We start from the raw sequence: 26,180 nt of genomic DNA on the forward strand, positions 1-26,180 counted from the left end.
TGTCCAACTTTTGGGGTTCACATCAGGCGAGGGGGTAGGTGGCAACGCAGTGCCGCCGAGGGGGAGCCTTCCCCCTACCAATTTGATATGAATTTCTCTCTCATCCCTAACCACCAACCACTGTTTACTGACCACTTTTTTTATATTTTCTACGCAAAAATTTTTAACAAGGATATTGTTATGGCAAAGATTGCTATTCTCGGTTACGGTAACCTGGGTCGCGGAGTGGAATGCGCCGTGAAGCAGGCTCCGGATATGGAACTCGTCGCTGTTTTCACTCGTCGTGACCCTGCTACGGTCAAGATTCAGACGGCTGGCGTTCCGGTGCTGAACGTTTCTGAAATGGAAGCCTGGAAGGACAAGGTGGACCTGCTCATCATCTGTGGCGGTTCCGCTACGGACCTGCCGGTGCTTACTCCGAAGTATGCCGCCATGTTCAACGTGATCGACTCCTTCGACACCCACGCCAAGATTCCGCAGCACTTCGCTGCCGTCGACGCTGCCGCCAAGTCTGCCGGCAACATCGCGATGATTTCTGTGGGTTGGGACCCGGGCATGTTCAGCCTGAACCGCGTGTACGCCCAGTCTATCCTCCCGGAAGGCAAGGACTACACGTTCTGGGGCAAGGGCGTTAGCCAGGGCCACAGCGACGCTGTCCGCCGCATCAAGGGCGTGAAGAACGCGAAGCAGTACACTTGCCCGGTGGAAGCGGCTCTCGAAGCCGTGCGTAGCGGTTCCATGCCGGAACTCACCACGCGCCAGAAGCACACGCGCCTGGTTTACGTGGTTGCCGAAGAAGGTGCCGACAAGGCCTACATCGAGAACGCCATTAAGACGATGCCGAATTACTTCGATGAATACGACACTACGGTCAACTTCATCAGCGAAGAAGAATTCAACAAGAACCACAGCGGCCTCGCTCACGGCGGTTTCGTGATCCGTACTGGCAAGACCGGCATGAACAAGGAACACACCCACGTGATTGAATACAGCCTGAAGCTCGATTCCAACCCGGAATTCACGACCAGCGTCCTCGTGGCATACGCCCGCGCGGCTCTCCGTATGAAGGCTAACGGCGTGACCGGTTGCAAGACTGTTCTCGACGTGCCGCCTGCATACCTCAGCACTCTGAGCGACGAAGACCTCCGCGCTCACTGCCTGTAATGTAGTAGACGGTAGGAAGAATATGTCATTGCGAGGGGCGAATAGCTAGAGCCTGCCGCGAGCCACACCTGCTCCGAGCGTAGCGTGGGAGGAAGCGTGGCGGAAGCAATCTATTCTGTTCGACGTCTATGCAAAAAGAAAATCGCCTCGGGTAAATCCCGAGGCTTTTCTGTTTTTATGAGCTTGCCGCTCATCGCTCATGGCTCATAGCTCGTTGCTCGCTCCTCGAGCCTCACCGCTGAAAAAACTTCTGGTTGATCTCGATTTCGATTCCCACGTATCGCGGGCCGAATTTTTTGCGGAGCGTTGTGGTGAGACCGTCGGAAGTGCCTTTGTACGGGTAGTTGAAACGGACTTTCATGGCGGGGTAGAGACGCTTGATTTCGGCCTTGATGACTTGGGCATAGGCGCGTTCCTGCGGGCGTGCAGGGTCGTAGAGGATTCCGATGTCGGCGTTGCGGACCTTGCCGTTCAATTCGGGCGTGAAACTGTGGATGCCCAGGTGAACGACGCTTGGCTCGGATTTTGCAGTTCGCGTTTTTGGCTTAAGCGCGGAATCAACGAATTTCTCGATGGTATCGCGGTATTCCATCCAGTAGGCGGTGGCTTGGGCTTTTGCCTTCTCTGCAGCGGCTTTGTCGCAGACGTCAAGCGCTTCGTGGTATTCGCTGAATGCGCTCTTGTTCGTGATGGTGCGGTTCAGGTCCACGAATAGACGCGAAAACTTTCCTTCGCAGTGGAACTCGGGCTTTGCAAATCGAATGAGCTTGCGGAAAACAGCGCATGCTCCGATGTCGTAGGCGCGGTGTGTTTTCAAGACGTCTGCCGGAATAGCTTTCTTGAATGATGCGGGTAGGCGGTTGCTCGCATGCTCGCAGGTGAGCATCAGTTTCATTATTTCAGCCTGTCCTTTAAATCGGAAATTTCCTGCGGGGTTAATCCGATTTTTTTCAGGTATTTTTCGGTCGCCGTAGCCCAGTCTGCATTGCGGGTGTCAGGAACTTCGATTCCGTCGGCATGATAGACGGCCTGTAGATTCCTTAGGACTACATCTTTAAAGAAGTTCGCCTGCTTTTCGTTCAAGGCCTCGTGCTTGCCGTTGACAACATTGAAATAGTTGGTGAAGGTCTTCGCATAGTCCGCTCCGAGGTCTTCGGAGGTGGCTCCCATGAGTGCTTCCAGAACGGCAAGTGTAAAGCCGGTGCGGTCCATGCCGAAGGTGCAGTGTGCTAGATAGGGTCCTTCGTGCTCAATCATAAAACGGAACCCTTTTGCAAGCCCTTCCTTGAAGGGCGTAGAAAAGAATTCTACGGGCAGAGCCAAGAAAATGGCGTCTTGCGTCGAGTAATAGGAAGTTTCAAAGTTCCTGAAGGATTTTGCAGATTTTTCCGAATCGGCCAGGTTGATAAATGTGGCGATGCCGGCTTTTTTCGCGAGGGAGTCGGCGTAGAGATTGCGACCGAGGCAAGGATCGATAGGGCTGGAAGAACGGTAGAGTTTCTTTTTCCCCATGCCTGTGGTGCGGACTTCCCTGAAATTGGCGAATTCTTCGATTGAAAGGTCCGGGTAAACGTCTACGTAGTAATCCATGTACTGGACGTAACGCATTTCGAGGCCGAAAAGAAAGCCTCCCTTTTCCTTCATGGATATGGTGACGTTGATCGGTGCATTTTCTGCGGCTATTCCAAAGATTTCTCCGAAGTATCCGTTATGCATGGTCAAAGTCAGGTAATCATACCCTTTTATTGCCGAAAGCAGGAACCCCGCAATGGGAACGTCATTGGAATATTCGGCAACAGGCATTTCGAGGGTGTCGTAGCCGTCTATCGCTACGGTTATGATGTCGCCGAGTTCGAATCTGGTCAAGAAGGAATCTGCCGGATAGAAAAGATACAGGTTGCCGGATGTTATCCCGTTTGCGAAAAGGGGAATCTGAAGCTCGGAAGTCTGCTCTGTAGAATCGGCTCCTGTTGTATCTTCCTGTGAAGATGTGTCGACGCTAGCAGTGTCTTCGAGTGCGGTTGTATCTGCCTGGGTTGATTCTTCAGGAACGGTAGTGTCGCTTTTGACGACTTCTTCTAGCGCAGTTTGAGGTTCTGCACTTCCGTCTGTGATTGTGTATGATTCGGAATTGCTGCAGGCGAGAAACGCCTGCGCGCAAAAAAGGAATGCTGCAAGAATTGACCCAATCTTTCTCATTAGGGATAAATATATTCTTTTAAATTCCGTATAGCTTATTTTCTGCTAGACATTTAGCCAATTTCCCGTATTCGTAGACAAAATCGTCGCGAATCGGGTCTGCCCCGACTGCCTTGACGAGCGCGCTGGCGAGCGTCCCGCGCTTGATTTGGCTTGCAAGCAGTTCTTGCGAATACGAAGATATTTTGCCTTTTACCCTGTCAGTGATTTTCCGGATAAGTTCACTGGCGGTGATTTCGCTGGCGTCGATTCCCCATATTTTCAGGTAGTCTTGGTCGTTAATCACCGTCTTTTCGGCGGAATGCGTGGTGGAAAGGAGTATTTTGGCGAGGGCGTCCGTATCGAGTGCACGGATTTCGGCTTCGCTCGCGAAGGCTCCTTCTACAAGTCCCTTGAGTACTGCGACTTCCCATTCGGCAATCGCGATGTCTGCATCCGGGCATTCCTGGATATCGACAAGGCGGATTTCGACGGCTCCGCGGTCAAAGCGCGCGATGGCACCGCGACTGTTCAAGAAGAAGTGGTTCAGCAGATGGTCGGGATCGTACGGCGCGATGTCTGCCTTCACCCGATTGAAAATCTGTTCTTCGTAATCCTTGTAGGTGAACACGGCTTCGGGAATGACCTTGCCCGTGATGCTTGGAATTTTTTCCTGGTTGTGGCGGTAGGTTTCGATGCGCCCGTCGAGGAATCCGCAGTACTTGCTGTCCAGGAACGGGCTCGATGCCGCTATGGCGGGAATCAGCGGGAGCAATGCGCGGATTGCCCCGTGCAATTTGCCGAATTCCTTGTCGCCGTTAAACGAGAGGTTGATGTGCGTGGATTGCAGGTTTGCCCAGCCGTGCCCCTTGCAGTTGAAAATGCGGTCGTAGGTTTCGTAAATGTCAAGGCAGTCGTAGGGCCAGAGCTTCATCTGTGCCGGGTCCATGAAGGGGTGCGCGGCTGTAGGCAAGAGCATCGCGTTAATGCTCTTGAGTGATTCGTTCGCTTTCAGGATTTCTTTGTGGAATGTCTTTCCCAAGTGGTGAAGGCTTTCGACGGGCTCGGCGCACTTGAATTCCAGTACGTGGCTCACGAGTTCGTTCGAAAGCCCGATGGGACCGTGTTCCACGTCGGAAAGCTGCTCTCCGTTCTCGTCCTTTCCAAGGGGCACGTCGGCGCGGGGAAGCACGTCGAGCGTGTTCCTATCCACGATCATGTACTCCATCTCGATGCCGTAACGTTGCCAGAGTTTGTAATTAGTCATAAAAAATAGTGGTTAGTGGTTGGTGGTTAGTGATTAGGGGCGTTTATCATCCTGCTTACTAACCACTGCATACTGTTTACTGCTCTCTAAAACCATTCCCTCTCGTGTTGCTGCAGTTTATGTTGTGCTGCGTTCATGCGTTCCTCGATGCGGTGGCGCAGCGACCTCATGACGGCGAGATACACCTTGCTCTTGCCAACGCCATCTTCGATGCCCGCGTCGATACTCGGGTTGTCGTTCACCTCGATTACGATGGGGTGGCCGTGCCATTCCTTCAGGTCGACACCATAGAGCCCGTTGCCGATGAGGCTGCAAATTTTGAGCGCCGTCTTCACGATTCCATGCGGCACCATCTCTATAGGGATGCTTTCGCACTTGCCCGAAAACTCTTCGCTCTGCTTGTCGTTGCTTTCCCAGTTGTAGATTTGCCAGTGGCCTTTTGCCATGTGGTACTTGCAGGCGTAAAGCGGCTTGCCGTCGAGCACGCCCACGCGCCAGTCGAATTCCGTCGGCGTGAATTCCTGCGCAATAAGCAGGTCGCTATGCTCGAACATCTCGTCGAGAATCTGTTCCAGTTCTTCCTTGTTGTTTGCCTTCTTCACGCCCATCGAGAAGCTTGAATCCGGCGACTTGATGACCATCGGGAACCCGATTTCCTTGGCGAGCGTGTGGCGGTTTTCGGCATGCGCGATAATCGTCTTGGGCGAATGGATTTTTGCCGCCTGCATGAGTTCCTGCAGGTACACCTTGTTTGAACAGCGCAATATGCTGTCGGGGTCGTCGATGACGGCAATTCCGAGCGACTGCGCACGGCGTGCAAAACTGTACGTGTAATGGTTTACGTTCGTCGTCTCGCGAATGAATATGGCGTCGAATTCGCCTACGCGCGGGTAGTCCTTCTTGGTTATCATCTCCACGCGGAATCCCGTTTCTTCGGCGGCCTTCACGAAGTTCTGGATGGCCTGCGTGTTGCTCGGGGGCTCCACCTCGTCGGGGTTCGTGAGGATTCCCAGGTCGTACAGGTAGTCTTCTTCCTTGCTGGAGGCGTAGCGCGTCTTCTCGAAGTACTCCTGCGCGAACTTGTCGACGAATTCCATGTGGGATTCGGGAATTTCGTCGACGCAGATGGGGCGGATGCTCTGGATGAACCATTTTTGCTTGAACACGAATTTTGCGCGCAGCAGCGGGGCCTGGAATAGGCGGTAAAGTTCCTGCGAAAGTTCCAAATATTGCGGGCTCACGTTCTGCCCGAAGTAAATCGAGAGCACGAATTCCGTACCTGTCAGCTTGTGGAAACTCTTCTGGATCAGGTTGTCGATTTCGTCGGATATGTGCTTGATGACCGCCGGAGCCTTGAAGTCACGCATGTTCTTGACGCCCGGAATTACCTTGTGCCCTCGCGCTTCCGCCAGGAGCGACACGTAGTAGCCCTTGCTCTGGTAACTGTAATCACGGCAAAGGTTGAATACGCGCATGTTGCGTTCGTTCGTGTACTTGCTCGAAATCAGGTAGTCCTGCGCCGAAATGATGTCTATGCCAGGAACGTGTAATTTCCAGTGCTTGGGGTTGTTTACTACTATAAGTTTCTTCATGATTTATTTTTTGTTTTCAATGACCAGCACGTTGCCGTCGTAGGTCATTACGCCGAGCAATATGCTGTGGATTAATCTAAACTTGTCGACCTTGTAATAGGGCGTCTTGTGGAGCGGATTTGTACCGTCGGGGTCCGCCACCATGAACTGCTTGTTTTCGTCGATGCCGTACACGACCACGAAATGCCCCATGGGCTCGCCGTGGATGTCGTCGAATACAGACTTGTCATCGGCTCCGGTGAACTCGCGCATGCTGCGGTACAGGTAGGTGGCCGAAAGCCCGCAGAGAACGGGGACGCCCTTCTTGAAGTACTTCTCGAACATGGCCACGCGCAAATCCTCGAATGCAACCTTACCGCCCAGGTCAATGAAGCGGATGTACGCCTCGATGGCCTTGCGGAGCTTGGGTGCGTGCTTTGCCTTGTGCAGCAGTTCAAGCTTCGCCTTCAGTTCCGGCATGCTGAGCGTGCTCCACGTGGGGTCCAAGAGCGTCAGGTTGTAGGAGTGTAGCGTGACCTTGAACCCGCGCTTGAGTGCGTCGATGCCGAGGAACACGCCGAGCGTTCCGCCGTCTTCCAGGAACTCAATTTCAGAAATAAGCTGCTTTAAAGAAATCTTGTAGCCGAGGTGGTTGTACACCGCCTGAAGGCTGGTCGGCCCGCATGTCACATCGTCGGGCTGCTGCAGAATCTTGATGTCCATCGTATTGCCTTTTTATGCCTTTTAAGCTGGAGGTTTATCCGTTCTCGTCTGGCGGCTGTCGGGATGTTTTCCCGGGTCGTCGATGGCGTGCCGAAAATATAGTAATTAGTCGTGGATGGAGTTCTTCAGCCCTTCGATAAGGCGGGCGAAGCTGGAGTCCGTCTCCATCTCTTTCTTGACGCTCTTGATGGCGTGCACGACGGTGGAGTGGTCCTTGCCACCGAAGCGTGAACCGATACTCTGCAAGCTGATAGAAGAGCATTCGCGCATGAGGTACATGGCGACCTGGCGCGCCTTGGAAATTTCCTTGGTGCCGCGGCCCGGTTCCGTGAGCTTGGCTTCGGGAACTTCGTAATGCTGCGATACGGCGTGCAACACTGCATCCAAACTAACGCGACGACGGAGCGTGGGCGCAATTTCGGCGACTACCTTCTGGGCGATGCCCATGTCGATGTCGTGGTTCATCAGGCTCGACTGCAATGTGAGCTTGATGATGGCGCTCTCGAGGCAGCGGACATTGCTTGCAATCTTCTCGGCGAGGTAGTGCAGCACTTCGTCGCTGATTTCCAGGTGGCGTTCTTCGGCCTTCTTGTGCAGGATGGCTTCGCGGGTTTCCACGTCGGGCGGCTGGATGTCTACGGTAAGACCCCAGGCGAAGCGGCTTACCAGACGGTCGGAAAGGTTCTTGACTTCGACTGCAGGTGCATCGGACGTAAGCACGATCTGCTTGCCGGCCTGGTGCAGGGCGTTGAAGATAAGGAAGAATTCGTTCTGTGTCTCGTACTTGCCGGTCCAGTTCTGGATGTCGTCGATGAGCAGGATGTCCACCTCGTTGCGGTAGAAGTCGCTCATTTCGGTGACACGACTTTCGCGCAGGCACTTGAGGTACTGCTGCGAGAAGTCCTCGCTGGTCAGGTAGCAGACGCGCTTGTTCGGGTCTTCTTCGAGGATGTAGTTGCCGATGGCCTGCAGCAGGTGTGTCTTGCCGAGGCCCGAAGATCCGTAGATGAACAGCGGGTTGTACTGCGTGCCGTCGGGATTGCGGGCGACTGCCAGCGCTGCATTGAATGCAAGCTGAGCCTTGTCACCGGGCACGAAATTCTCGAAACGGAAGCTGCTGGAAAGCGGTACGCTCGGCTTCGCAAAATCCTTGAACGAGTTCTCGGAAGTGGTCGTAACTTGTTGAGCAACAGACTCTTGCAGCTGGAACTCGAATTCCATGGGGGCGTCGCTGTGCGTGGTTTCGCGCCACGCCATGCGGATAAGTTCCTTGTAGGCGGCGTAGACGGTCAGGTCAAGTCCAGGGGGAACGGAGATGACGGCGCGGCCGATGGTCTGACTGCTGAGCTTGGTTCCGGCAAAATAGGTCTTATAGACGGAATCGGACAGCATCCCGCGCAAATAGTTCAAGCATCTTTCCCATTCGACTTGCATAGGTTCCCCGAAGAAATACAATTACAATAAATCTATTAACAATAGCAGGATAAATTTAATAAATCACGGCCTGGATGTTGATAAGTTTGATGAAATAAAGTGTAAATTAAACCGTTGTAAACAAAAGGTTACACCGTGCGGCCCGCTTTGGCGGTGCTCCAGGCCCCCGTTTTTTTTATAAATGCAGATTTTTGCTAAATTTGGGGTATTATGGAATCCCTGAATTGGTATGGATATGTTGTATGGATGCCGGTCCTGTCTTGGATTGCGCTCTTCCTTTGGTTTTATCGTTACGCAACACCCCTTTATTTGAAAAAAATGGTGAGAAAAGGAAATAAATGGGCTGTTTTGCCTGATTTCGCTCAGAAAAACAAGTCTTTTTTCCCGAGAACGCGCCTGAAATGTTTTGTCTTCTCCCTGCTGGTGGCAATCCATACGGCATGCAGTGTCGCCTGGACGATGGATGCCTTGCAGTATGGGGACCCGCTTTACGGGTTTGCTTCCGCCCTTGTTTTCCTGGTGTTCGCCCTGGTCCTGTACCGTGCCGCCGTGAAGAAAGGGACCGCCATTTATCAGTCCGCCTATTTCTATGAATATCGTCGCGTGCGCTACGAGACCGAAAGGAAAGGTGCGTTCCAGAACGAGGTGGATGTCCACAACAGGACTGTCTGGAGCTTTACCAGGAAATTGCGCAATGCGGAAACTCACCGCAGGCTTTGGAAATACGTGAATGCGATGGCGAAAACGAAAAAGGTTCCGCCGGACATTTACGCGGAGACCATGTACTAGATGGCGAATATCCTTGATTCCATAGGTATTGGTGAAAACGTCCTGGATGGGCGTGCGGCGTGGAAGTACGCCGAAGATATTCTATTGCAGGTTTCCAGGACTTTTGCGCTGAACATCAACGTACTCAAGGGGAAGCTCCACAGGAGTATCCTTCTTGCCTATCTGTACCTGCGTATCGCCGATACGGTCGAGGATGATCCGGACATGAAGGCTTCGGAAAAGGAAACCGTGCTGGGACTTTTTGCCGAGATCTTCAAGACGGCGGAACTCCGGGAAGATGCCGTGATGGCTTTCGAAGCGGCGCTCCCAGAAAGCTGGCGCAAATCGGACCATCCCTACATGAACTTGTGCCTGCATACGCACGTGGTGGTCCCCCTGTTGAAGGAACTTCCCGAAAAGTATGCAGCCCCGGTCCGTGCGGTGACTATCGAGATGTGCCATGGCATGGCGAAGTTTGCGCTTCGGCAGGAAGCCGCCCTCAGTTCGGGATGGTTTACCCTAGAAAGCGTTGCCGACCTGGACGAATACTGCTACTACGTGGCGGGAATCGTGGGCAAGCTTTTGACGAACCTCTTTGCCGCCGATACGTGCCTGATCGGAGACGCCCGCAAGGCGGAAATGCAGAAACTCGACGTGAGTTTCGGCTTGGCTCTCCAGGTGGCGAACATCGTGAAGGACTGCGTGGAGGATTCCTCGCGCCGGGTATGCTTTGTGCCCGAGGAGATTTGCCGCCGGCACGGTTTTGCCCATTCGTACGAGATGTTCAATGTCCCGATGGGCGTTGCCGACGAAGTGCGCGCGGATTTCAATTCCCGCCGAGCCGCGGTGATGGGGGAACTGGTCGCGAAGGCGTGGAAGCATTTGGATGACGCCATCGCCTATACGAAACTGATTCCGGGAATCAAGATGCGCACGAGGCTGTTCTGCCTGTGGCCCCTGTTCATGGCTGCCGAGAACATGAAACTGATTGGCGACGGTTCAAGCCTGTTCGCTTCGGAAAAGAAAGTGAAGATTACGCGTGATACCGTGAAGAAGATTATCAAGAGCACCACGGCGCATTTCTATTCGGACCGGTGGATTGAAAAGAATTATTCGAAACTAAGAAAGTGATTGAGGCTTCCTGAACGTGAAAAAGTTTGATTTTATAAACAAGTGGCCGTTCCATGTTTTCGTGATTGTTTTCAGCATTGTCGCTGACCAGTTGACGAAGCTTTGGGCAGTTGCCCGTTTTACCAATGAATCGGGAGCTCCGAATCACGAATACATCGATATTGTCGGTAGCCTGGTCCGCTTTGACCTGGTGTTCAACAAGGGGGCCGCGTTCAGCAGCCGCCCACAGGACTTGGCTCCGTTCCTGCCTCCGTGGCTTTTCTTCTTGTTGATTTCGATTGTTGCGACAGTTGTCCTCTTGTGGTTCTACAAGTCCATTGACAAGCGCGACTGGATGAGTCGCCTTGGTGTAGTGATGATTCTCGGTGGTGCCGTGGGCAATTTCATCGACCGCATGCGCCTCCAGATGGTGGTGGACTTTATCGACTGCGATTTCCCGGACTTCATCATGACCCGCTTCCCGACGTTCAACGTGGCCGATTCCTTTGTGACGGTGGGTGTGGCGGTGGTCATCTTGTCGCCCGTGATACTGAAGAAAGTTCATAAGCAGATCAAGGAAGAGAAGGAAATAGAGAAGCAGAAACTTGCCGATTCCAGGACGCCCGAAGCAAAACCGGAATCGAATGAGTCTGAAGCAACCGAGCCGAAGGATTAGGCATGAATTACATTGTTAAAGAACAGCATAACGGCGAGCGCATCGACAAGTTCCTTGTCGGCGTGATGGAAAACGTGTCGCGAACCGATGTGCAGAAATTGATTGCCGCAGGTGAGGTGAAGGTGGGCGGCGCTGCCGCCGCCAAGAATTTCCGTGTAGAGACCGGCATGGTCGTCGTCGTGGACAAACTTATCGAAAAGGAATCGAGTACGCTTGAACCCGAGGATATCCCGCTCGACATCGTGTACGAGGACGACGATATCGTGGTCATCAACAAACCGCGCAACTTGGTGGTGCATCCGGGTAATGGCGTGAGCAAGGGTACGCTTGCCGCTGGCCTTCTGCACCATTTCAAGGACAACCTGTCGCAGGTGAACGGACCGCTTCGTCCGGGCATTGTCCACCGCCTGGACAAGGATACGCCGGGCCTCATGGTGGTGGCCAAGAACGATGCCGCCCATAGGCACTTGGCGCACCAGCTCGAAACGCGTACGCTGCACCGCACCTACAACGCGCTTGTGTGGGGATGCCCGCGCGACTTGGAGGGCTGTATCGACGCGCCGATTGCGCGCAACCCGAAAAATCGTTTGAAGATGGCCGTGGTGAAGGGTGGCAAGGAAAGCCGTACGCACTATGTGGCAAAGCAGTTCTTCGCGATAGCTACATTGCTCGAACTTCAACTGGAATCGGGCCGTACGCACCAGATTCGCGTGCATAGCCGTTATACCGGCCATCCGGTGGTGGGCGATCCGCTTTACGATGGCCGCGAAGAAAGTTTGAACCGCGTTCCTCCCTTGATGAAGGATATTGCCGCGAAGGTGCTGGAGATGGCTCCCGCCCAGCTGTTGCAGGCGGTGAAGATTGAACTCGTGCACCCGACTACGGGAAAGAAGATGAAGTTCAAGGTCCCGATGGAAGAACCTTTTGCGAACGTGTTGAAGTTCTTGAAGAAGGAATGTCCGGCCTCGGCGCCCGTGTTCGACGAAGAGGAAGGCTTCCGCGATTTCGATGCGGATATCCGTTTCGACGAAGGCTTCGATGATGAGGATGTCGATAGCGAAATGCTCGATGAATTCCAAGAAGGCGTATTCCCGGAACTGAAGGTCCGTAAGACCCGTGCCCAGCGCCATGCAGAAAAGGCGGCGACGGCCGCGCAGCGCAAGGCGAAGGCTGCCGAACGCAAGCTCATCAAGCAGATGAAGGCTGCCCGCAAGAGGGGAATTGCGACCGAGGACTTCGTGGAGCCCGGTTACGAACCGACGATAGACCCGGATTTGCTTGGATAGATGAAAGAGGTGTCATTCTGAGCGAAGCGCAGCGGAGTCGAAGAATCTAAATCATTTAAAAGAATTGAAAATATGGAATCTTACTTCTTTATCGGTGTTGCGGGTGTGGGCATGAGTGCCATCGCGCAGTATTTGGCGGGCAAGGGCGTCGCGGTGAGCGGGTCCGACCGTCAGTTCGGTGAATTCCTCTCGGGCAAGTGCGAAAAGCCGCTCGTGATGAGTCAGCTCGAGGATTGCGGAATCAAGTGCTTTGCGCAGGACGGCTCGGGCGTTGTCGCGGGCCTCTCTGCCGTGGTGGTGAGTACCGCCATCGAGGATACGAATCCCGACTTGAAGCGTGCGAAGGAACTCGGCGTTCCGGTGATGCACCGAAGCGAGATGCTCGCGAAGATTTCTAAGGAAGCGAAGACGATTGCCGTGAGCGGTACGAGCGGTAAGTCCACCGTGACCGCGATGATTTACCACATCCTGGAATACGCCGGGTTGCAGCCCTCCGTGATGACGGGTGCCGGTCTCGTGAACTTGCAGAAGGAAGGCAAGATTGGCAACGCGGTGAGTGGCAAGGGCGAGTGGCTCGTGGTCGAAGCCGACGAGAGCGACGGAACGCTCGTGCGCTATGAACCGGAAATCGGCCTGATTCTGAATGTCGACAAGGACCACAAGGAAATGAGCGAACTGCAGGAAATCTTCCTCAAGTTCAGCCACAACATCCTTGACAATGGCAAGATTCTCATCGTGAACGACGCGCACCCGCTGGCAAAGAAGTTCAGCGCGGGCCGCGAATTCGATTTCGGGTTCGAGAATTACGTGGGCGTGCAGGGTACGGACTTCAAGACCGCCGGAACGCACATCAAGTTCCGCGTGCGCCACAAGGCCGAACTCGTAAATTTCGAGGTGCCGCTTCCGGGCAAGCACAACATGGAAAACGCCCTCGCGGCGACCGCCGCCGCGCTTCGCGCCGGAGTGTCGCTCCACACCTGTGCCGACGCCCTCGCGACATTCCCGGGCGTTTTCCGCCGCCACCAGATTCTGGGTACGTTCAATGGCGTGACTCTCGTCGACGACTTCGCACATAACCCGGCAAAGATTGCTGCAAGCATCAGGAGTGCGCAGGACTTTACCGAAGGCCGCGTGATTGCCTGGTTCCAGCCGCACGGCTTCGGGCCCACGCGCTTCTTGCGCAAGGACCTCGTGGAATTCATCGCGAAGACGCTCCGCCCGAAGGATTTCGACTTCGACCGCGAAAATGACGTGATGTTCTTCAGCGAGATTTACTATGCGGGCGGTACCGTCACGCGCGACATCAGTGCGGGCGACCTTGCCGACGACCTCTTGCTGAAGGGCTGCGAGGCCATCTACATCGAGAACCGCGACGAGTGCGCGAAGAAGATGGTGGAATACGCGCAGCCCGGCGATACAATCTTGTTGATGGGTGCACGCGACCCGAGCTTGGAAGGCTTTGCACGTCAAGTGAAAAGCCTTCTTGAAACGAAGTAAAGCGCCCGTCACCGTGAGCAATAAGCGCCTCGTATTAACGAGGCGTTTTTGCGAGAGCGAGTGAGTTACCCGGAGGTCCTGTGCCCGATACGTCGAACGAGCGGTCACTTTGGGGCGCGAGGGATCCGAGCTTGCAGGCCTACGCGCAGAGCGTTCAGAAACTTCTCGAGTCTAGATCAGTTTAAAGCCGTCTTCGCCGCAATTCTTGCAGATGCGGTTCCTTCCGCTTTCCTTGGCGTAATAAAGCGCCTTGTCCGCCCTGTCTATCAGGGATTCCACGGTGTCGTTTTCGATACGTTCCGCATAGCCGATGCTGACCGTTACCTGCAAAATAGTCCCGTCGGCAAGGGATATGCTCATGTTTTCCATGTTGCGGTGTATGCGTTCCGCAATGATTTTCGCGTTCTCGTCTGTCGTGCCCGGTAGGAATACAGAAAATTCTTCACCACCGTAGCGGACGGGCATGTCCGAAGGCCTAAGGCTGCGGGTGAGCGTCTGTGCTACAGATATAAGCACCTGGTCGCCGGCGAGATGCCCGTAGGTGTCGTTCACCTGCTTGAAATGGTCTATATCGATCATGAACGCAATAAGCTTGAAATTCCCCATGTTGCTGCGGTGCATTTCGCGTGTGTACATGTCTTCTAGCCATCGACGGTTGTGAAGTCCCGTCATCGGGTCGATCTTTGCATTTTCTTCGATACAGCGGATATGATACTGCTCTTCGCATACAATCATATTGTCCTTGCGGATGCGCTGGCTCAACATGAGTAAAAAGTTCAGGCAAAGCTCGTGCGAGACACGGACCATCGACAGCGCTGTATCTGCCGGGACATAGAGAACCTTGCTCTTTTCCTTGGCGACAATTTTTGCGCAGGGATAGGAATTGTCGAATACGGACATTTCACCGACACAATGGCCGGGCTCGACCATGTGGGTGAATGTGACGTCTTTTTCCGATTCCACGATGACTTCGAGTAATCCGCTGATGAGGATGTACATCGCTTTCTTGCGGGTGGACAGGTCAAGGATAACCTCGTCCTTTTCATAGTTCTTGATTGTGCATTTCAGCAGAAAACCTGCGAGCTTTTCGAACTGTACATTCTTGAACAGTTCTATCTGGGAAAATTCATTCCTGGAAATCGGCAAGGTTTCTGGACAATCGTAGCTCATATTTGTATAATATATTCAAAATCGGCAAAAGACACCAATCCGTTTGCAAAAAGTAGGTAAAAGTGAAAAAAATCATACTGAAATCCGCCCTCTTGCCGGCTAAAGCCTCCGGCGCAGTCCGTGCCGATATCCTGATAGAAGGCTCCCGCTTTGCTCGGATTGGCGACAATTTGCCTGCCGGCGATGACGCCGAAGTCGTGGATTGCAGCCGCTTTGCCGTCTTACCGGCGTTCTACAATGGACACACTCATGCCGCCATGACTCTTCTTCGCGGATACGCCGATGACATGCCTCTCCAGAAATGGCTACAGGAATATATCTGGCCGTTCGAGGCGAAAATGACCGCGATGGATGTCGCCGTTGGGAGCAGGCTTGCGATTCTCGAGATGATCAAGTCGGGAACAGTCTTTTTTGCGGACATGTACTGGCATCGCGAAGAAACGATGAAGGCTGCCGAGGAAATGGGAGTCCGTGCGTCGATCGGCGTGACGTTTGCCGAGACTCTCATGTCGGCAGAAATGATCGAGAAAAACTTTGATTTCCTGGCGGCGCATACGGGCGAGTCGGAACGGGTTCGCCTTGCGGTGATGCCGCATTCCGTCTATACGGTGGGGGAATCCCTTTTCAGGCGCTGTGCCGAGTTTGCCCGTGCAGAAAAATTTTTGTTCCATACGCACCTTTCCGAAACGAAAAGGGAAGTGGAAGATTGCCAGAAACAGTACGGGTGCAGTCCGGTACGCCTCTTGAAACGTGCGGGGGCGCTTGACGGAAACCTGGTCGCGGCGCATTGCGTCCATTTTTCCGATGACGACATGAAAGCCTTCGTGGATTCGGGCGCCACAGCCGTTCTGAATCCGTGCTCCAATCTCAAGCTGTCTAGCGGGATTCCGCCGATCCATGCGATGCTCGCGGGCGGGATGCGTTTGGCTCTGGGGACCGACGGGGCTTCTTCGAACAACAATCTCGACATGCACGAAGAAATGAAATTGGCGGCTCTGCTTGCCAAGGTGGGCGGGACGGCGGAAACCCTGCCGGCGTTCGATGCACTAAGGATGGCTTCGGTGAATGTCGCGCGCGCCTACGGGATTCCCGATGCCGGAGAAATCAAGGAAGGCGCCTTGGCGGACTGCCTCCTGGTTCGCCTGGATAATGAACGCATGGTCCCTGCGCACGATGTCGTGAGCAATTGGGTCTATGCGGCGGATTCGGGCTGCATTGATTCGGTTATCTGTAACGGGCGCTTCTTGATGCGCCATCGCCATGTGGACGGTGAAGAAGATATCTTGAATGAGGCGCAGGCTTGCGCAAAGAGGCTTGCTGGCCGGTAGATAACGAACGCCTACGGCTATTCGTCTATCGGGATTTCGAGCTCGCTGTTGTATTCGATTTCGTCGCCTTCCTCGTCAATGACCTTCTTGGCCTTTTTCTTGGCCTTCTTGGCTTTGCTCTTGGCGGAGTCCGCCGCGGCTGCGGCCGCAGCTTTGGCTGCTTCGGCTATGGAATCCTTGACGGCCTCGGCGGCCTGCGTTGCCGATTCCTTGGCTTTTTCTACGGCCTTGTCGGTGAGTTCCTTGCTGAATTCGGTCGCCTTCTTCTCGGCGACTCCGACGAGGTCTATTTCTTCGGAAGAGAATCCCATGGCTTCAAGGTTGAACTTGTAGACGGAATAGGATGCAGATCCGTTGCGGACGTCCTTCAGGCCTCCAGTGACGGGGAGGATATGGAGGATGCTCAGGAAAACGAAGCAGATAATGTAGCCCTTCAAGGCTCCGAGGATTGCTCCGAGAGTGCGGTTGACCTTGCTTACTGCGGTACCCGAGACTGCCTTGTTGGCGATGCGTCCAATAAAGATGAATGCGAGGAACGGAACTAGGAAGCCGATGCAGATGCAGACGAGCTTTACGGTAAAACCGCTCAGTTCCAGGTTCGTCGCGATGGTGTCGGCAAGCAGGTTCTGCGAAATGTAGGCACCGAAAATACCGGCAGCCCAGGCGCAGAGCCTAAAAATGCTCTTGAGAAGCCCCTTCCAGAGACCGAGCAGGGCAAATAGAACGATGCAGACGAGGCATACTATATCAATCCAGGTCATCCTAACACACCTTCAAATTCTTATACATAGTGAATCGCTATGGATACGGCTATCGCAATGATAGCGCCAATAAATACTCCTGCCTTGAAAGATAGCTTTTTTTTGTCGGCGTAAGGAGTGGGGACGATGCTGGATTCGGTTCCGTTCAGTGCGGCGTTGGCCCATTCTACGGTATAGGGGCGCAGGTCCCTCGGATAGCGGAACATCATCTTGGAGAAGAATTCGGCGACGTCGTTTGCCAGGGGGCGCTTGCGAGGGTCCTTGCGCAGGAGTTCCAGGATAAACTTGACCAGTTCCTTGGGAACATCCGGGGCGAATGCCTTGGCGGCAATCTTCTTTTTCTGGATGTTGTTGAACGTTTCGGAGAGGCTTTCGCCACGGAATGGGTTTTCGCCGAGTAGCATTTCGCAGGCGATGATGCCGATGCTGAACACGTCGGATGCCGGCGTGATATTCTTGGAATCGCGTATTTGTTCCGGGCTCATGTACGAAGCCGTCCCGAGCTGGGCGAAATCTTCGGTGAGTTCCTGGTCCCTTTCGTCGTGGGCGACGCCGAAGTCCAGGAGCCTGACGCGGCCGTCCTTGTCGAGCATGATGTTGGCAGGCTTCACGTCGCGGTGGGTCACGCCGTAGCGGTGCGCTTCGGCGAGGCCCGAAGAAATCTGGTAGAGGAACTCCATGACGACCCAGAGCGGAGGTTTCGGGCAGTTGTCCAGGAGGACGCGGAGGCTCTTGCCGTATACGAATTCCATGGCCAGGGAATACTGCCCGTTGGTTTCTTGCCAGAGCGCGTAAGGATGGACAATGACAGGATGGTTCAGCTTCGCGAGGATTTTCGCTTCGCGTTCGAACCTTTCTATGAAGGACCCCTGATCGTAGAGCGAGGGGACCATCTGCTTGACGACGACCATGCGGTTGAGCGATTCGTCGTGGCAGAGGTAGACGTTTCCCATGGCACCGTGGCCAAGGAACTGGGTCGGCTTGTATACGCCAATTTTCTTCGGGAGGGAGTCCTTCATCGTATGTTTTCTCTCGCCTTACGCTTTAGTCCTATTTCTTGCTGTTCAAATATATCGTGTGGTGTTTCGTTTTCGGGTCGAGATTCGGATAGTCGAGAATGTAGTGGAGCCCGCGGGATTCCTTGCGGTGCAGGGCTGCAATGAGAATCATCTTGGAAACCTGGAGGGCGTTCTGGAATTCAATGAAGTGGATGTTCTCGGTTTCCTTGTTTTTGATGGCTGCGGCGATATCGGCCTCGAATTCCTCAATGACCTTGAGCCCTTGGTTCAGTCCGGCCGTGGTGCGCACGATGCCGCAGTGCGTCCACATCATGTCCTGGAGCGCCTTCTTGCGCTTTTTCCAGTAGGCGGCCTTCGTGAAGCTTACGACTTCTTTTTTCTTGGACTTGGTCGCTGTGATTTTGCTCTTGAGAATTCCGGATTGGACGATGTTGTCGACAGCGCGGATGGCGAATACGACGCTTTCGAGAAGAGAGTTGCTGGCCAGGCGGTTTGCTCCGTGGACGCCCGTCGCGGCGACTTCGCCGCAGGCGTACAGGCCGTTGATTTCGGTACGGGACCAGGTGTCGACCAGTACGCCTCCGCACATGTAATGTGCCGCGGGTACCACGGGAATCCATTCCTTCGTGATGTCGATTCCGGCATCCATGCACTTGGCGTAGATGTTCGGGAAATGACTCTTGATATCCTTGGCGGATCGACCGCTCAGGTCGATGAACATGTTCGGCTTGCCTAGGCGCTGCATCTCGCTGTGGATGGCGCGTGCCACGATGTCGCGGGGCGCGAGAGAGTGAAGCGGGTGCACCTGGTTCATGAATTCTTCGCCCTTGTAGTTCTTGAGAATGCCGCCAAAACCGCGGACCGCTTCAGAAATCAGGAACGGCTTCTTGAATTGCGGTGCATACAAACTAGTCGGATGGAACTGCATGAATTCGATATCCTGCAGAGCGGCGCCTGCGCGGGCCGCGATGGCCATACCATCTCCGCAGCTGTCGGGAGGGCATACCGTATACTGCCAGATTCTACCGGCGCCACCCGTAGAGAGAACGGTCGCCTTGGCGTAGAGTTCTTCGACGACGCCGTTTTTCTGGTGGATAATCTTGGCGCCCACGCAACGCTTGGCCTTGCCTTCGCCGTTGCAGATGAGGTCCTTGATGTAGCAGTTCTCGATATAGTGGATGTTCTTGTGCTTGTGGAGTTCGCAGAGGAGCGCCCGCATGATTTCCTTGCCGGTCAAGTCTGCCGCGTGCAGGATGCGGTGGTGGCTGTGGCCGCCTTCGAGGTGCAAGTCGAACTGGGTCTTGTCGGCGGGCGAGGGGGTGAACTGAACGCCCCACTTTACGAGCTGCCGAATAGTATCGGGACCGCTCTTAGTGAGAATGTTTACGGGTTCCTTTTTGCAGAGACCGGCTCCCGCTTCCAGGGTGTCGTCTATATGGAACTTGAACTTGTCTGTTTTTTCGGTGACGGTGGCGATTCCGCCCTGAGCATAGTTCGATGATCCGTCGGGCTTGGCTCCCTTAGTCAAGATGACTACGGAAAGTCCTTTTTCTGCTGCATGCAGGGCCGCGCTCAATCCGGAAATTCCTGCACCGAGAATCAAAATATCGTACATTATGCTGCTCCGTTTGTTTTGTCGCACCGTTTTTCTTGAAACGATGCACAATAAATAGAAAAAATAGGGCTCTACGGCTATATTTTGTGGAATTTTAATTCGGGGTGGTGTTTTTTTACTAACTTTGACCCGACTATTTTAATGGAGCTATCTCTATGTTAACGTGGATTAATGAAAAAGCCAAGTGGGTCATTGTTATTTTCGCGGCAGGTATTGTCGTTGGCCTTTTGGCAATGGACCGTGTGCCGAAAACCGCTCAGAGCTATCCCGTGGGTGTCGTGAACGACCGTAAGATCTCTTATGCCGAGTTCGATTCCCGCATCAAGAGGGTTGTTCAGAGCCAGTTCCAGGGACAGCATCTCGAAGACGAACAGTACACGCAGCTGCGTTCGGACATTTTCCGTAGCTTCGTTCGCCAGATTGTCATGAACGAACAGTTCGAAAAGGCCGGACTGGCAACCTCGGTCGCCGAACTCAAGAGCGAATTCAGGCGCAATCCCGATGCCGTCCGCGGCCGTCTTGTGCAAGAAGCCCAGGCCCGCCTCTATGCCATCCAGCAGCAGGCGACCAGCCAGGAAGACTTGATGCAACGCAGCCAGGCCTACATCGCTAGCCTCCCGAAGTTCCTCGTGGACACGACTTTCAACAAGGCCGAATATGACGCCTGGATCGAAACTCCGGAAGCCTTCCGCTGGAACATGATGCTCAATTACGAAGAAGAACTCAAGGCCGACGTGATTCCGAGCCGTCAGCTCCAGGCTCTTGTCGGTGCCTCCGTCCATCCGACTTCCCTCGAAGCCAAGTGGAGCGTGGACCGCCGTCTGACCGATTACGATATCGAAGTCGCCTATGCTTCTTCTGCCGATTTCAGCGTTGCCGACGATGCTATCGACGACGCCATGGTGAAGGGCTACTTCAATGCCCACCAGGACAGCTTCTTTGTCGAACAGGACATGGCCAAGTTCCAGTACGTCGTTCTCCCGGTCGAAGCGACCGCTGGTGACGACGCCCGTATCCGCGAATACGCCATGACGCTTTACTACCAGCTTTCTGACACCTCTTCTACCGCCAACTTCGAAGACATGGCTCGCATTTCTTCCGAAGATCCGGGTAGCGCCGAAAACGGTGGCGTCCTTGAACAGCCTGCCGGTAAGGGCGTCTTTGTCGCCGAATTCGAAAAGGCCGCGCTGGCCCTGGATTCCGGTGCTATTTCTGAACCGGTGAAGACCCAGTTCGGTTACCACATCATCAAGAGCTACGGCAAGGAAACCGATTCTACCGGTGCTGTCACCGCCAAGGTCGGCCATATCCTTCTGGTTGTGAACGCTTCTTCCGAAACGGTGGATAGCCTCGAAGCCATTCTCAACGGCATCCGTACCGATGTCGATGCCGGCAAGGCTTTCGATGTCGCTGCCAAGGAACGCAATCTCGACGTCAAGGAATCCGAATGGATTACCCGCAATGGCAATATTGCTTCTCTCGGCTACCTCAAGGGTCTTGCTTCTTTCGCCTGGCCGAATGAAAACCTCGCCGAAGAATACGGCAAGGCTAGCCCGGTTCTCAAGAACAACAAGTGGGTGTTTGTCGGCACCAAGTCTGGTGACGTGAAGGCCGGCGACCGTGAAATCAGCCTTTTCTACGATTCCATCAAGAAGAACCTTGCTGCCAAGAAGGCTGCCGGCGCTGCCGCCGCCTACCTGGCTTCTGTCGCCGAAAAGGTCAAGGCCTACGTGCCTGCCAATCCGGATGATTCCGCAGCCGTAGCCGCTGCCGCCATCGAAAAGGTTTCTATCGAAAGCAAGAATGCCTCTGTTGAAGGCTTTATTCCTGGTTTCGGCTATGCTAACCCGAACCTCGCCAAGGTTCTCAACGGTCAGAAGGCCGGTGAATGGGGTCCGGTTATCGAAACGGACCAGGGCGCAGTGATGATCAAGATCAATGCGAAGAAGGCTCCGGAAGAAGATGCCGTCGCCTCTGCTGTCAAGGATGAAATCGCCAGCACGGCCCGCTTTGCTGCGATGACGGTGTTCAACGATTTCGTCGGCAACATTGAAAAGGGCACCCCTGTAGAAAATAACCTGGACCTCTTCTACAAGGACTAACTTTTTACTATATTTGCGCTGTCTCGAAAGAGACGGCCGCATTTGCCCCTATCGTCTAGTGGCCCAGGACTCGGGATTCTCATTCCCGCAACAGCGGTTCGAGTCCGCTTGGGGGTACTAAAAGAACTCACTTTTGTGGGTTCTTTTATTTTTTTTATCCGTTTGTCCTTTTTTATGTTATTTTAAATAACATGAGAAAAATGGTACTTTTAGCTTTGTTGCTGGCCGTAAGTGCTATGGCTATCGATGAAATGCCCGATTTCGTAGATCCGCGAGATAATCAGGTCTATAAGACGGTGCAGATTGGACATCAGCGCTGGTTTGCCGAAAATTTGCGCTTCAAGCTGAAGGGTACTTACTGCTACGATAAGAATGATGCTAACTGCTGGAAATACGGCCGTTTGTATACGTGGGCAGCAGCCATGCGCCTGGTCGATTTCTACAACACCAGGGTTGCCAAGGAAGCGGTAAAGAAGGTTCATGACGTTTGCCCGAACGGCTGGCGAGTCCCGACGAACAAGGACTGGAAAAACTTGATGTTCTATGCCGGCAAGATGGGCCGTAGCGACGGTGTGGGCATAAGCCTGAAATCGAAGGAAGGATGGGACCGCGAACTCAGAATCCCTTACGGCAGTGACGAATTCGGCTTCAACGCGCTCCCTGCGGGTGAACGCCACTATGTCGGCATGTTCATGGATGCGGGCGCTTCTACACAGTTCTGGGCATCGAACGAATACGATGCCTACGGGGCGTATTTCTGGCGCCTGACTTACGATTCACGCTCCCTGGAGATGGTTTATGAAGCCAAGGAAAACGCCATCTCGGTCCGCTGCATCGAGGAGAAAAAATATGAGCTCAGGGAACAGCCGCCTCCGCCTGTCGTTGTCGTTCCGGAAGTGGTGAAGGTCAAGAACCAGGAAATTTCGACGATTCACATTGGTGACCAGGTGTGGATGGCCAGGAATCTGGATACGGAAGTGCCCGGCAGTTTCTGCTACATGGATGACAAGGGCCTGTGCGAAAAATATGGCCGGCTGTATACGTGGGCTGCCGCGATGAACTTGCCGGATGAATACTTGAACAAGTCTTCGCGCGATACGGTGAAACGCATCCATAGGGGAGTGTGCCCCGTGGGGTGGCATATTCCGAGCATCTACGACTTTGAACGCCTCGATGCCTACCTGAAGGATATTGACGATGCCGTTGGTGTCGGCGCGAATTTGAAGGCGCGCGATGTGTGGCCCGAAACGGAAAATTCCATGCCCGGACAGAACGGGTGGGGCTTCTCGGCTCTCCCTGGTGGTTACAGACTTGACTTGATGAGCTTTGTGGGATTGGATTCCATTACGGGATTCTGGAGCTCGAGCGAAAAAGATTCTATTTCCGGCTTGCTCTGGGGCCTGTATGCGGATAGGGATGAGTTTGTCCGTGACAGCTCGAACAAGGTTGCCGCGTTCCCGGTACGTTGCGTGATGGATCCGCCCGGAGTCGACGAAATATACGACAGCACGGCTATTTTCGACCGCCGAGACGAAAATCGTTACAAGACTGTCGATATTGGCGGACATCGCTGGATGGCCGAAAATCTCCGTTTCGCGGCTCCTGGAAGCTTCTGCTACGAAGACAAGGAAATCCGCTGCCGTTCTTACGGAAGGCTGTATACGTGGAGCACGGCGATGCGCCTGCCCGAAGACTATATCGAGAATCCCGTAGAAAACCAGCAGTTCCTGGAACATCAGGGAATCTGTCCGGACGGGTGGCACATGCCGACGCATGACGAATGGATGAGTCTCGGCCAGGCTGCGGTGAACCTGAGGAAGGGAAGCGTCGCCGCTGCGCTCAAGATGCGCGATGGCTGGAACCGTGGCGGCGCCGCCATAACGGAGGCGTCCGGATTCAAGGCGATTCCTGCTGGCGCCCGTTACAACGACGGCGAATTTGCGGAACTCGGCACGAGTGCGTATTTCTGGGAAGCGAGCGGTGGCGATGGCGCCGGCGCCGGATACTGGAATCTCCTCAACAGCAAGGATGAATTTGTCCATGCCGAGGATTTCGAAAGGACGGCTTTTTCCGTAAGGTGCGTCATGAATTCCGTACCCGAAGTCAAGAAGGTGCAAAAGGGATCGCCCGCTGCGTCTGCCAAAACTGCGCCGCCGGCAAAGTGATTTCTAGAATAAGCTGAGTTGCCCGTTTGCGTCGGCATTGGTGACGGCGGGAATATCCTTTACTTCCGAACTGCTGCTGGATTCGGCGCTTGCAATCTGTTCCAGAAGCCAGGCCTCGTCGTGCACGGGAATCCCGAGCTCGTTCGCCTTCGTGAGTTTGCTTCCGGCAGCTTCGCCTGCAAGTACCCAGCTCGTCTTCTTGCTCACGGAACCGCTGACCTTGCCGCCGTTCTCTTCGATGAGCTTGCGGGCTTCTTCGCGTTCCATGCTCGGAAGCGTTCCCGTAATCACGGCTGTTTGCCCCTGGAATAGCGTTTTCACGACGCCCTTGAATTCGGTGGGGCAGCCGAGAGCGATGAGTTCCTCGATTTCTTGCGTGTAGCGTTCGGTGTGGAAGAAGTCGTAGACGGACTTTCCGATGCATTCGCCCACGTCGTTTACGTTCTGCAAATCCTCTACGGTTGCCGTGCGGATTTTTTCCAGCGTACGGAAATGCTTGGCGAGGTTCCTGGCGCTGGTGCGGCCCACGAATCGGATGCCGAGGCCGTGCAGCAGGTTCTCGAGGCTACGCTCCTTCGATGCGGCGATAGCGTCGTACACGTTCTTCGCGCTCTTTTTCGCCATGCGTTCCTGTGATTCGAGGTCTTCGAGCGTGAGGCGGTAAAGGTCGGGGATGCGCTTGATTTTGCCCGTGGCAATGAGGCTTGCAATGAGGGCGGGACCGAGGTTCTCGATGTTCATGGCCTCGCGGCTCACGAAATGTTCGAACAGGCATTGCACCTGCGCTGCACAGTGCATGTTTTCGCAGCGGAGGATGACTTCGCCGTCGATGTGGGTAAGCGGTTCTCCGCAGACGGGGCATTTTTCGGGAGCGACAACGGGGGAGGCTCCGGCCGGGCGGAGTTCTTTTTTGACGTCGGTAATTTTCGGGATGATTTCGCCACCCTTCTCGACGCCGACGGTGTCGCCGTAATGCAGGTCCAGGCGCGAGACTTCGTCGAAGTTGTGGAGGGTGGCGCGCTTGACGGTGGTGCCTGCGAGGCGCACGGGTGCAAGGTTAGCCACCGGCGTTACCGCACCGGTGCGGCCTACCTGGAATTCTACGGAAAGGAGTGGCGTGTAGGCGCGTTCCGCCTTGAACTTGTAGGCGATGGCCCAACGCGGGCTCTTGCTCGTGGTGCCGAGCGCGCGCTGCATGGCGAGGTCGTTCAGTTTCACGACCATGCCGTCGATTTCGAAGGGGAGGCTGTCGCGGCTCGCGCCGATTTGCTCCGAAATCTTCATGATTTCATCGACAGTGTCGGCCTTCCAGTATTCGTTCGTGTGGAACCCGAGCTTTTTTAGCTGCAGCAGGTTCTCTTCGTGCGTCTTGTTGCTGCTGTCTGGAATGTGGTATGCGAAGAATCGCATCGGGCGCGTCTTGCATTCGGCGACGCTCTTGAGCTTGAGCGAACCCGAAACGGTATTGCGCGGGTTCTGGAAAATCTTCTTGCCTTCGAGAATGAACTGCTCGTTCAGGCGCTCGAAGGCCTCGCGTTCCATGTAGACTTCGCCGCGCACTTCGAATGTGCCCTGCGGGATTTCGCTCGGGTCGATTTTCAGTTTCTTGGCGTCAAAATATTCGGGAATGTCCGCAATCGTGAGTGCATTCAATGTAACGTCGTCGCCCTGGGCTCCGTCGCCGCGTGTCGCGGCCTGCTTCAAGCGGCCGTTCTCGTACACGATGGAAAGCGAAACGCCGTCGATTTTCCTCTCGCAGATCCATTTCGCCTTCTTGTCATCCTGAGGCGAAGCCGAAGGATCCAGACTAGCAATCCCTTCTTCTGCCGCCCTTACAAACTCCGCCATTTCTTCGGCGCTGTACACGTTCGCGATGCTGAGCATCGGCACGGCATGCGTAACCTTGGCAAAGTCGTTCGTAAGGTCACTGCCTACGCGTTGGGTTAGGGAATCCTTGCCGCGCAGTTCCGGGTATTTTTCTTCGAGCGCTTCCATCTCCTTGAGCCCAAAGTCGAAATCCTGGTCGCTCATGGGGGAGATGCCGTCCTTGTAGTAAAGGCGGCTCGCTTCTTCCAGTTGTTTCTTCAGTTCGAAATAACGGGTGCGGTCGATTTCTTTCTGTTCGATGGCCATATTTTACTCCCGAAAAATAAAAAAATGGAAGGCTTTACGGCCTTCCAAAAGGAGCCTTGCGTCGTCTGGATTCCACTTTTCAAAAAGTGTAAATCCACATAGTCTTATTACATAAAATGTAATAAGTTTTATCGCTTTTCCTGCAAAAATCGTCGATTTTACATTTTTGACCACATTTTTCATTTATTGGCACGTTTTTTGCGAAAGTAAGTC

The 26,180-nt window shown here is 54.2% G+C and carries 20 protein-coding genes and 1 tRNA gene; 10 read left to right on the forward strand and 11 right to left on the reverse strand.

Features of this window, described 5'->3' with window-relative positions; translation table 11 throughout:
- Positions 1 to 180 precede the first annotated feature (180 nt).
- On the forward strand, positions 181 to 1,164 hold the full coding sequence (locus tag B3M32_RS01405; protein WP_163453222.1) for a diaminopimelate dehydrogenase: 984 nt from the start codon (positions 181 to 183) through the stop codon (positions 1,162 to 1,164).
- Between the two features lie 232 nt (positions 1,165 to 1,396).
- Here B3M32_RS01405 and B3M32_RS01410 read toward each other — a convergent pair whose 3' ends face one another.
- The 6 genes from B3M32_RS01410 to dnaA all read right to left on the reverse strand — a co-directional run bounded on the left by B3M32_RS01410 (position 1,397) and on the right by dnaA (position 8,337).
- Positions 1,397 to 2,059: an N-formylglutamate amidohydrolase gene (locus B3M32_RS01410; protein WP_290742779.1), complete on the reverse strand. Its 663-nt coding sequence runs from the start codon at positions 2,057 to 2,059 to the stop codon at positions 1,397 to 1,399.
- Entirely contained in the window at positions 2,059 to 3,363 is a 1,305-nt protein-coding gene (locus tag B3M32_RS01415) for a tyrosine-protein phosphatase (protein ID WP_290742781.1), read from the reverse strand. Before B3M32_RS01415 ends, B3M32_RS01410 begins: the two co-directional genes overlap by 1 nt.
- A 19-nt stretch (positions 3,364 to 3,382) precedes the next feature.
- The gene (locus B3M32_RS01420) at positions 3,383 to 4,609 is read right to left on the reverse strand and encodes a glutamate-cysteine ligase family protein (protein ID WP_290742784.1); all 1,227 of its coding nucleotides are present in this window, start codon (positions 4,607 to 4,609) and stop codon (positions 3,383 to 3,385) included.
- Positions 4,610 to 4,695: 86 nt separating this feature from the next.
- Entirely contained in the window at positions 4,696 to 6,201 is a 1,506-nt protein-coding gene (locus tag B3M32_RS01425) for a RimK family protein (RefSeq protein ID WP_290742787.1), read from the reverse strand.
- 3 nt (positions 6,202 to 6,204) lie between these two features.
- A complete protein-coding gene (locus tag B3M32_RS01430; RefSeq protein WP_290742790.1) occupies positions 6,205 to 6,903 on the reverse strand; it encodes a peptidase-C39 like family protein in 699 nt (232 codons plus the stop codon).
- 105 nt (positions 6,904 to 7,008) lie between these two features.
- The gene (dnaA, locus tag B3M32_RS01435; protein WP_290742794.1) at positions 7,009 to 8,337 is read right to left on the reverse strand and encodes a chromosomal replication initiator protein DnaA; all 1,329 of its coding nucleotides are present in this window, start codon (positions 8,335 to 8,337) and stop codon (positions 7,009 to 7,011) included.
- Between the two features lie 348 nt (positions 8,338 to 8,685).
- Between dnaA and B3M32_RS01440 the strand changes: the two genes are divergently transcribed.
- From B3M32_RS01440 to B3M32_RS01460, 5 genes are all read left to right on the forward strand, one after another.
- The gene (locus B3M32_RS01440; RefSeq protein ID WP_290742797.1) at positions 8,686 to 9,126 is read left to right on the forward strand and encodes a hypothetical protein; all 441 of its coding nucleotides are present in this window, start codon (positions 8,686 to 8,688) and stop codon (positions 9,124 to 9,126) included.
- Complete coding sequence (locus tag B3M32_RS01445; protein WP_290742800.1) at positions 9,127 to 10,236, forward strand: squalene/phytoene synthase family protein; 1,110 nt, start codon at positions 9,127 to 9,129, stop codon at positions 10,234 to 10,236.
- Positions 10,237 to 10,252: 16 nt separating this feature from the next.
- A complete protein-coding gene (gene lspA, locus B3M32_RS01450; protein ID WP_290742803.1) occupies positions 10,253 to 10,891 on the forward strand; it encodes a signal peptidase II in 639 nt (212 codons plus the stop codon).
- 2 nt (positions 10,892 to 10,893) lie between these two features.
- A complete protein-coding gene (locus tag B3M32_RS01455; RefSeq protein WP_290742806.1) occupies positions 10,894 to 12,177 on the forward strand; it encodes an RluA family pseudouridine synthase in 1,284 nt (427 codons plus the stop codon).
- A gap of 72 nt (positions 12,178 to 12,249) precedes the next feature.
- Positions 12,250 to 13,674 carry a UDP-N-acetylmuramate--L-alanine ligase gene (locus tag B3M32_RS01460; RefSeq protein WP_290742809.1) on the forward strand — a complete coding sequence of 475 codons (1,425 nt, stop codon included), beginning with the start codon at positions 12,250 to 12,252 and terminating at the stop codon, positions 13,672 to 13,674.
- Between the two features lie 171 nt (positions 13,675 to 13,845).
- Here B3M32_RS01460 and B3M32_RS01465 read toward each other — a convergent pair whose 3' ends face one another.
- Positions 13,846 to 14,844: a GGDEF domain-containing protein gene (locus B3M32_RS01465; RefSeq protein WP_290742812.1), complete on the reverse strand. Its 999-nt coding sequence runs from the start codon at positions 14,842 to 14,844 to the stop codon at positions 13,846 to 13,848.
- A 62-nt stretch (positions 14,845 to 14,906) separates the two neighbouring features.
- Here B3M32_RS01465 and B3M32_RS01470 point away from each other — a divergent pair, with 62 nt between their 5' ends.
- Positions 14,907 to 16,172, forward strand: coding sequence for an amidohydrolase (locus B3M32_RS01470; RefSeq protein ID WP_290742815.1), 1,266 nt, complete (start codon positions 14,907 to 14,909; stop codon positions 16,170 to 16,172).
- 17 nt (positions 16,173 to 16,189) lie between these two features.
- Here the strand turns inward: B3M32_RS01470 and B3M32_RS01475 are convergent, their stop codons facing one another.
- Genes B3M32_RS01475 through nadB form a run of 3 tightly spaced genes read right to left on the reverse strand, consistent with a single transcriptional unit; the run spans position 16,190 to position 19,567 of the window.
- A complete protein-coding gene (locus tag B3M32_RS01475; RefSeq protein ID WP_290742818.1) occupies positions 16,190 to 16,933 on the reverse strand; it encodes a CvpA family protein in 744 nt (247 codons plus the stop codon).
- 20 nt (positions 16,934 to 16,953) lie between these two features.
- Positions 16,954 to 17,952, reverse strand: a complete 999-nt coding sequence (locus B3M32_RS01480; protein WP_290742819.1) for a serine/threonine protein kinase — start codon at positions 17,950 to 17,952, stop codon at positions 16,954 to 16,956.
- Between the two features lie 31 nt (positions 17,953 to 17,983).
- Positions 17,984 to 19,567: an L-aspartate oxidase gene (nadB, locus tag B3M32_RS01485; protein WP_290742822.1), complete on the reverse strand. Its 1,584-nt coding sequence runs from the start codon at positions 19,565 to 19,567 to the stop codon at positions 17,984 to 17,986.
- A 155-nt stretch (positions 19,568 to 19,722) separates the two neighbouring features.
- Between nadB and B3M32_RS01490 the strand changes: the two genes are divergently transcribed.
- The 3 genes from B3M32_RS01490 to B3M32_RS01500 all read left to right on the forward strand — a co-directional run bounded on the left by B3M32_RS01490 (position 19,723) and on the right by B3M32_RS01500 (position 23,834).
- Positions 19,723 to 21,669, forward strand: coding sequence for a peptidylprolyl isomerase (locus tag B3M32_RS01490; RefSeq protein WP_290742824.1), 1,947 nt, complete (start codon positions 19,723 to 19,725; stop codon positions 21,667 to 21,669).
- Positions 21,670 to 21,713: 44 nt separating this feature from the next.
- Positions 21,714 to 21,786 (forward strand) — tRNA-Glu (locus B3M32_RS01495).
- A gap of 74 nt (positions 21,787 to 21,860) precedes the next feature.
- The gene (locus tag B3M32_RS01500) at positions 21,861 to 23,834 is read left to right on the forward strand and encodes an FISUMP domain-containing protein (protein WP_290742827.1); all 1,974 of its coding nucleotides are present in this window, start codon (positions 21,861 to 21,863) and stop codon (positions 23,832 to 23,834) included.
- Positions 23,835 to 23,837: 3 nt separating this feature from the next.
- Here B3M32_RS01500 and ligA read toward each other — a convergent pair whose 3' ends face one another.
- Positions 23,838 to 25,967, reverse strand: coding sequence for an NAD-dependent DNA ligase LigA (gene ligA / locus B3M32_RS01505; RefSeq protein ID WP_290742830.1), 2,130 nt, complete (start codon positions 25,965 to 25,967; stop codon positions 23,838 to 23,840).
- Positions 25,968 to 26,180 lie beyond the last annotated feature (213 nt).

The organism is Fibrobacter sp. UBA4309 (assembly GCF_002395745.1).
GTDB lineage: Bacteria > Fibrobacterota > Fibrobacteria > Fibrobacterales > Fibrobacteraceae > Fibrobacter.

Excerpts from the sequence above, each read along its gene's own strand:
- B3M32_RS01405 (WP_163453222.1), top strand. The coding sequence starts at position 181 with ATGGCAAAGATTGCTATTCTCGGTTACGGTAACCTGGGTCGCGGAGTG.
- B3M32_RS01410 (WP_290742779.1), bottom strand. The coding sequence starts at position 2,059 with ATGAAACTGATGCTCACCTGCGAGCATGCGAGCAACCGCCTACCCGCA.
- B3M32_RS01415 (WP_290742781.1), bottom strand. The coding sequence starts at position 3,363 with ATGAGAAAGATTGGGTCAATTCTTGCAGCATTCCTTTTTTGCGCGCAG.
- B3M32_RS01420 (WP_290742784.1), bottom strand. The coding sequence starts at position 4,609 with ATGACTAATTACAAACTCTGGCAACGTTACGGCATCGAGATGGAGTAC.
- B3M32_RS01425 (WP_290742787.1), bottom strand. The coding sequence starts at position 6,201 with ATGAAGAAACTTATAGTAGTAAACAACCCCAAGCACTGGAAATTACAC.
- B3M32_RS01430 (WP_290742790.1), bottom strand. The coding sequence starts at position 6,903 with ATGGACATCAAGATTCTGCAGCAGCCCGACGATGTGACATGCGGGCCG.
- dnaA (WP_290742794.1), bottom strand. The coding sequence starts at position 8,337 with ATGCAAGTCGAATGGGAAAGATGCTTGAACTATTTGCGCGGGATGCTG.
- B3M32_RS01445 (WP_290742800.1), top strand. The coding sequence starts at position 9,127 with ATGGCGAATATCCTTGATTCCATAGGTATTGGTGAAAACGTCCTGGAT.
- B3M32_RS01455 (WP_290742806.1), top strand. The coding sequence starts at position 10,894 with ATGAATTACATTGTTAAAGAACAGCATAACGGCGAGCGCATCGACAAG.
- B3M32_RS01460 (WP_290742809.1), top strand. The coding sequence starts at position 12,250 with ATGGAATCTTACTTCTTTATCGGTGTTGCGGGTGTGGGCATGAGTGCC.
- B3M32_RS01465 (WP_290742812.1), bottom strand. The coding sequence starts at position 14,844 with ATGAGCTACGATTGTCCAGAAACCTTGCCGATTTCCAGGAATGAATTT.
- B3M32_RS01475 (WP_290742818.1), bottom strand. The coding sequence starts at position 16,933 with ATGACCTGGATTGATATAGTATGCCTCGTCTGCATCGTTCTATTTGCC.
- B3M32_RS01480 (WP_290742819.1), bottom strand. The coding sequence starts at position 17,952 with ATGAAGGACTCCCTCCCGAAGAAAATTGGCGTATACAAGCCGACCCAG.
- nadB (WP_290742822.1), bottom strand. The coding sequence starts at position 19,567 with ATGTACGATATTTTGATTCTCGGTGCAGGAATTTCCGGATTGAGCGCG.
- B3M32_RS01490 (WP_290742824.1), top strand. The coding sequence starts at position 19,723 with ATGTTAACGTGGATTAATGAAAAAGCCAAGTGGGTCATTGTTATTTTC.
- B3M32_RS01500 (WP_290742827.1), top strand. The coding sequence starts at position 21,861 with ATGAGAAAAATGGTACTTTTAGCTTTGTTGCTGGCCGTAAGTGCTATG.
- ligA (WP_290742830.1), bottom strand. The coding sequence starts at position 25,967 with ATGGCCATCGAACAGAAAGAAATCGACCGCACCCGTTATTTCGAACTG.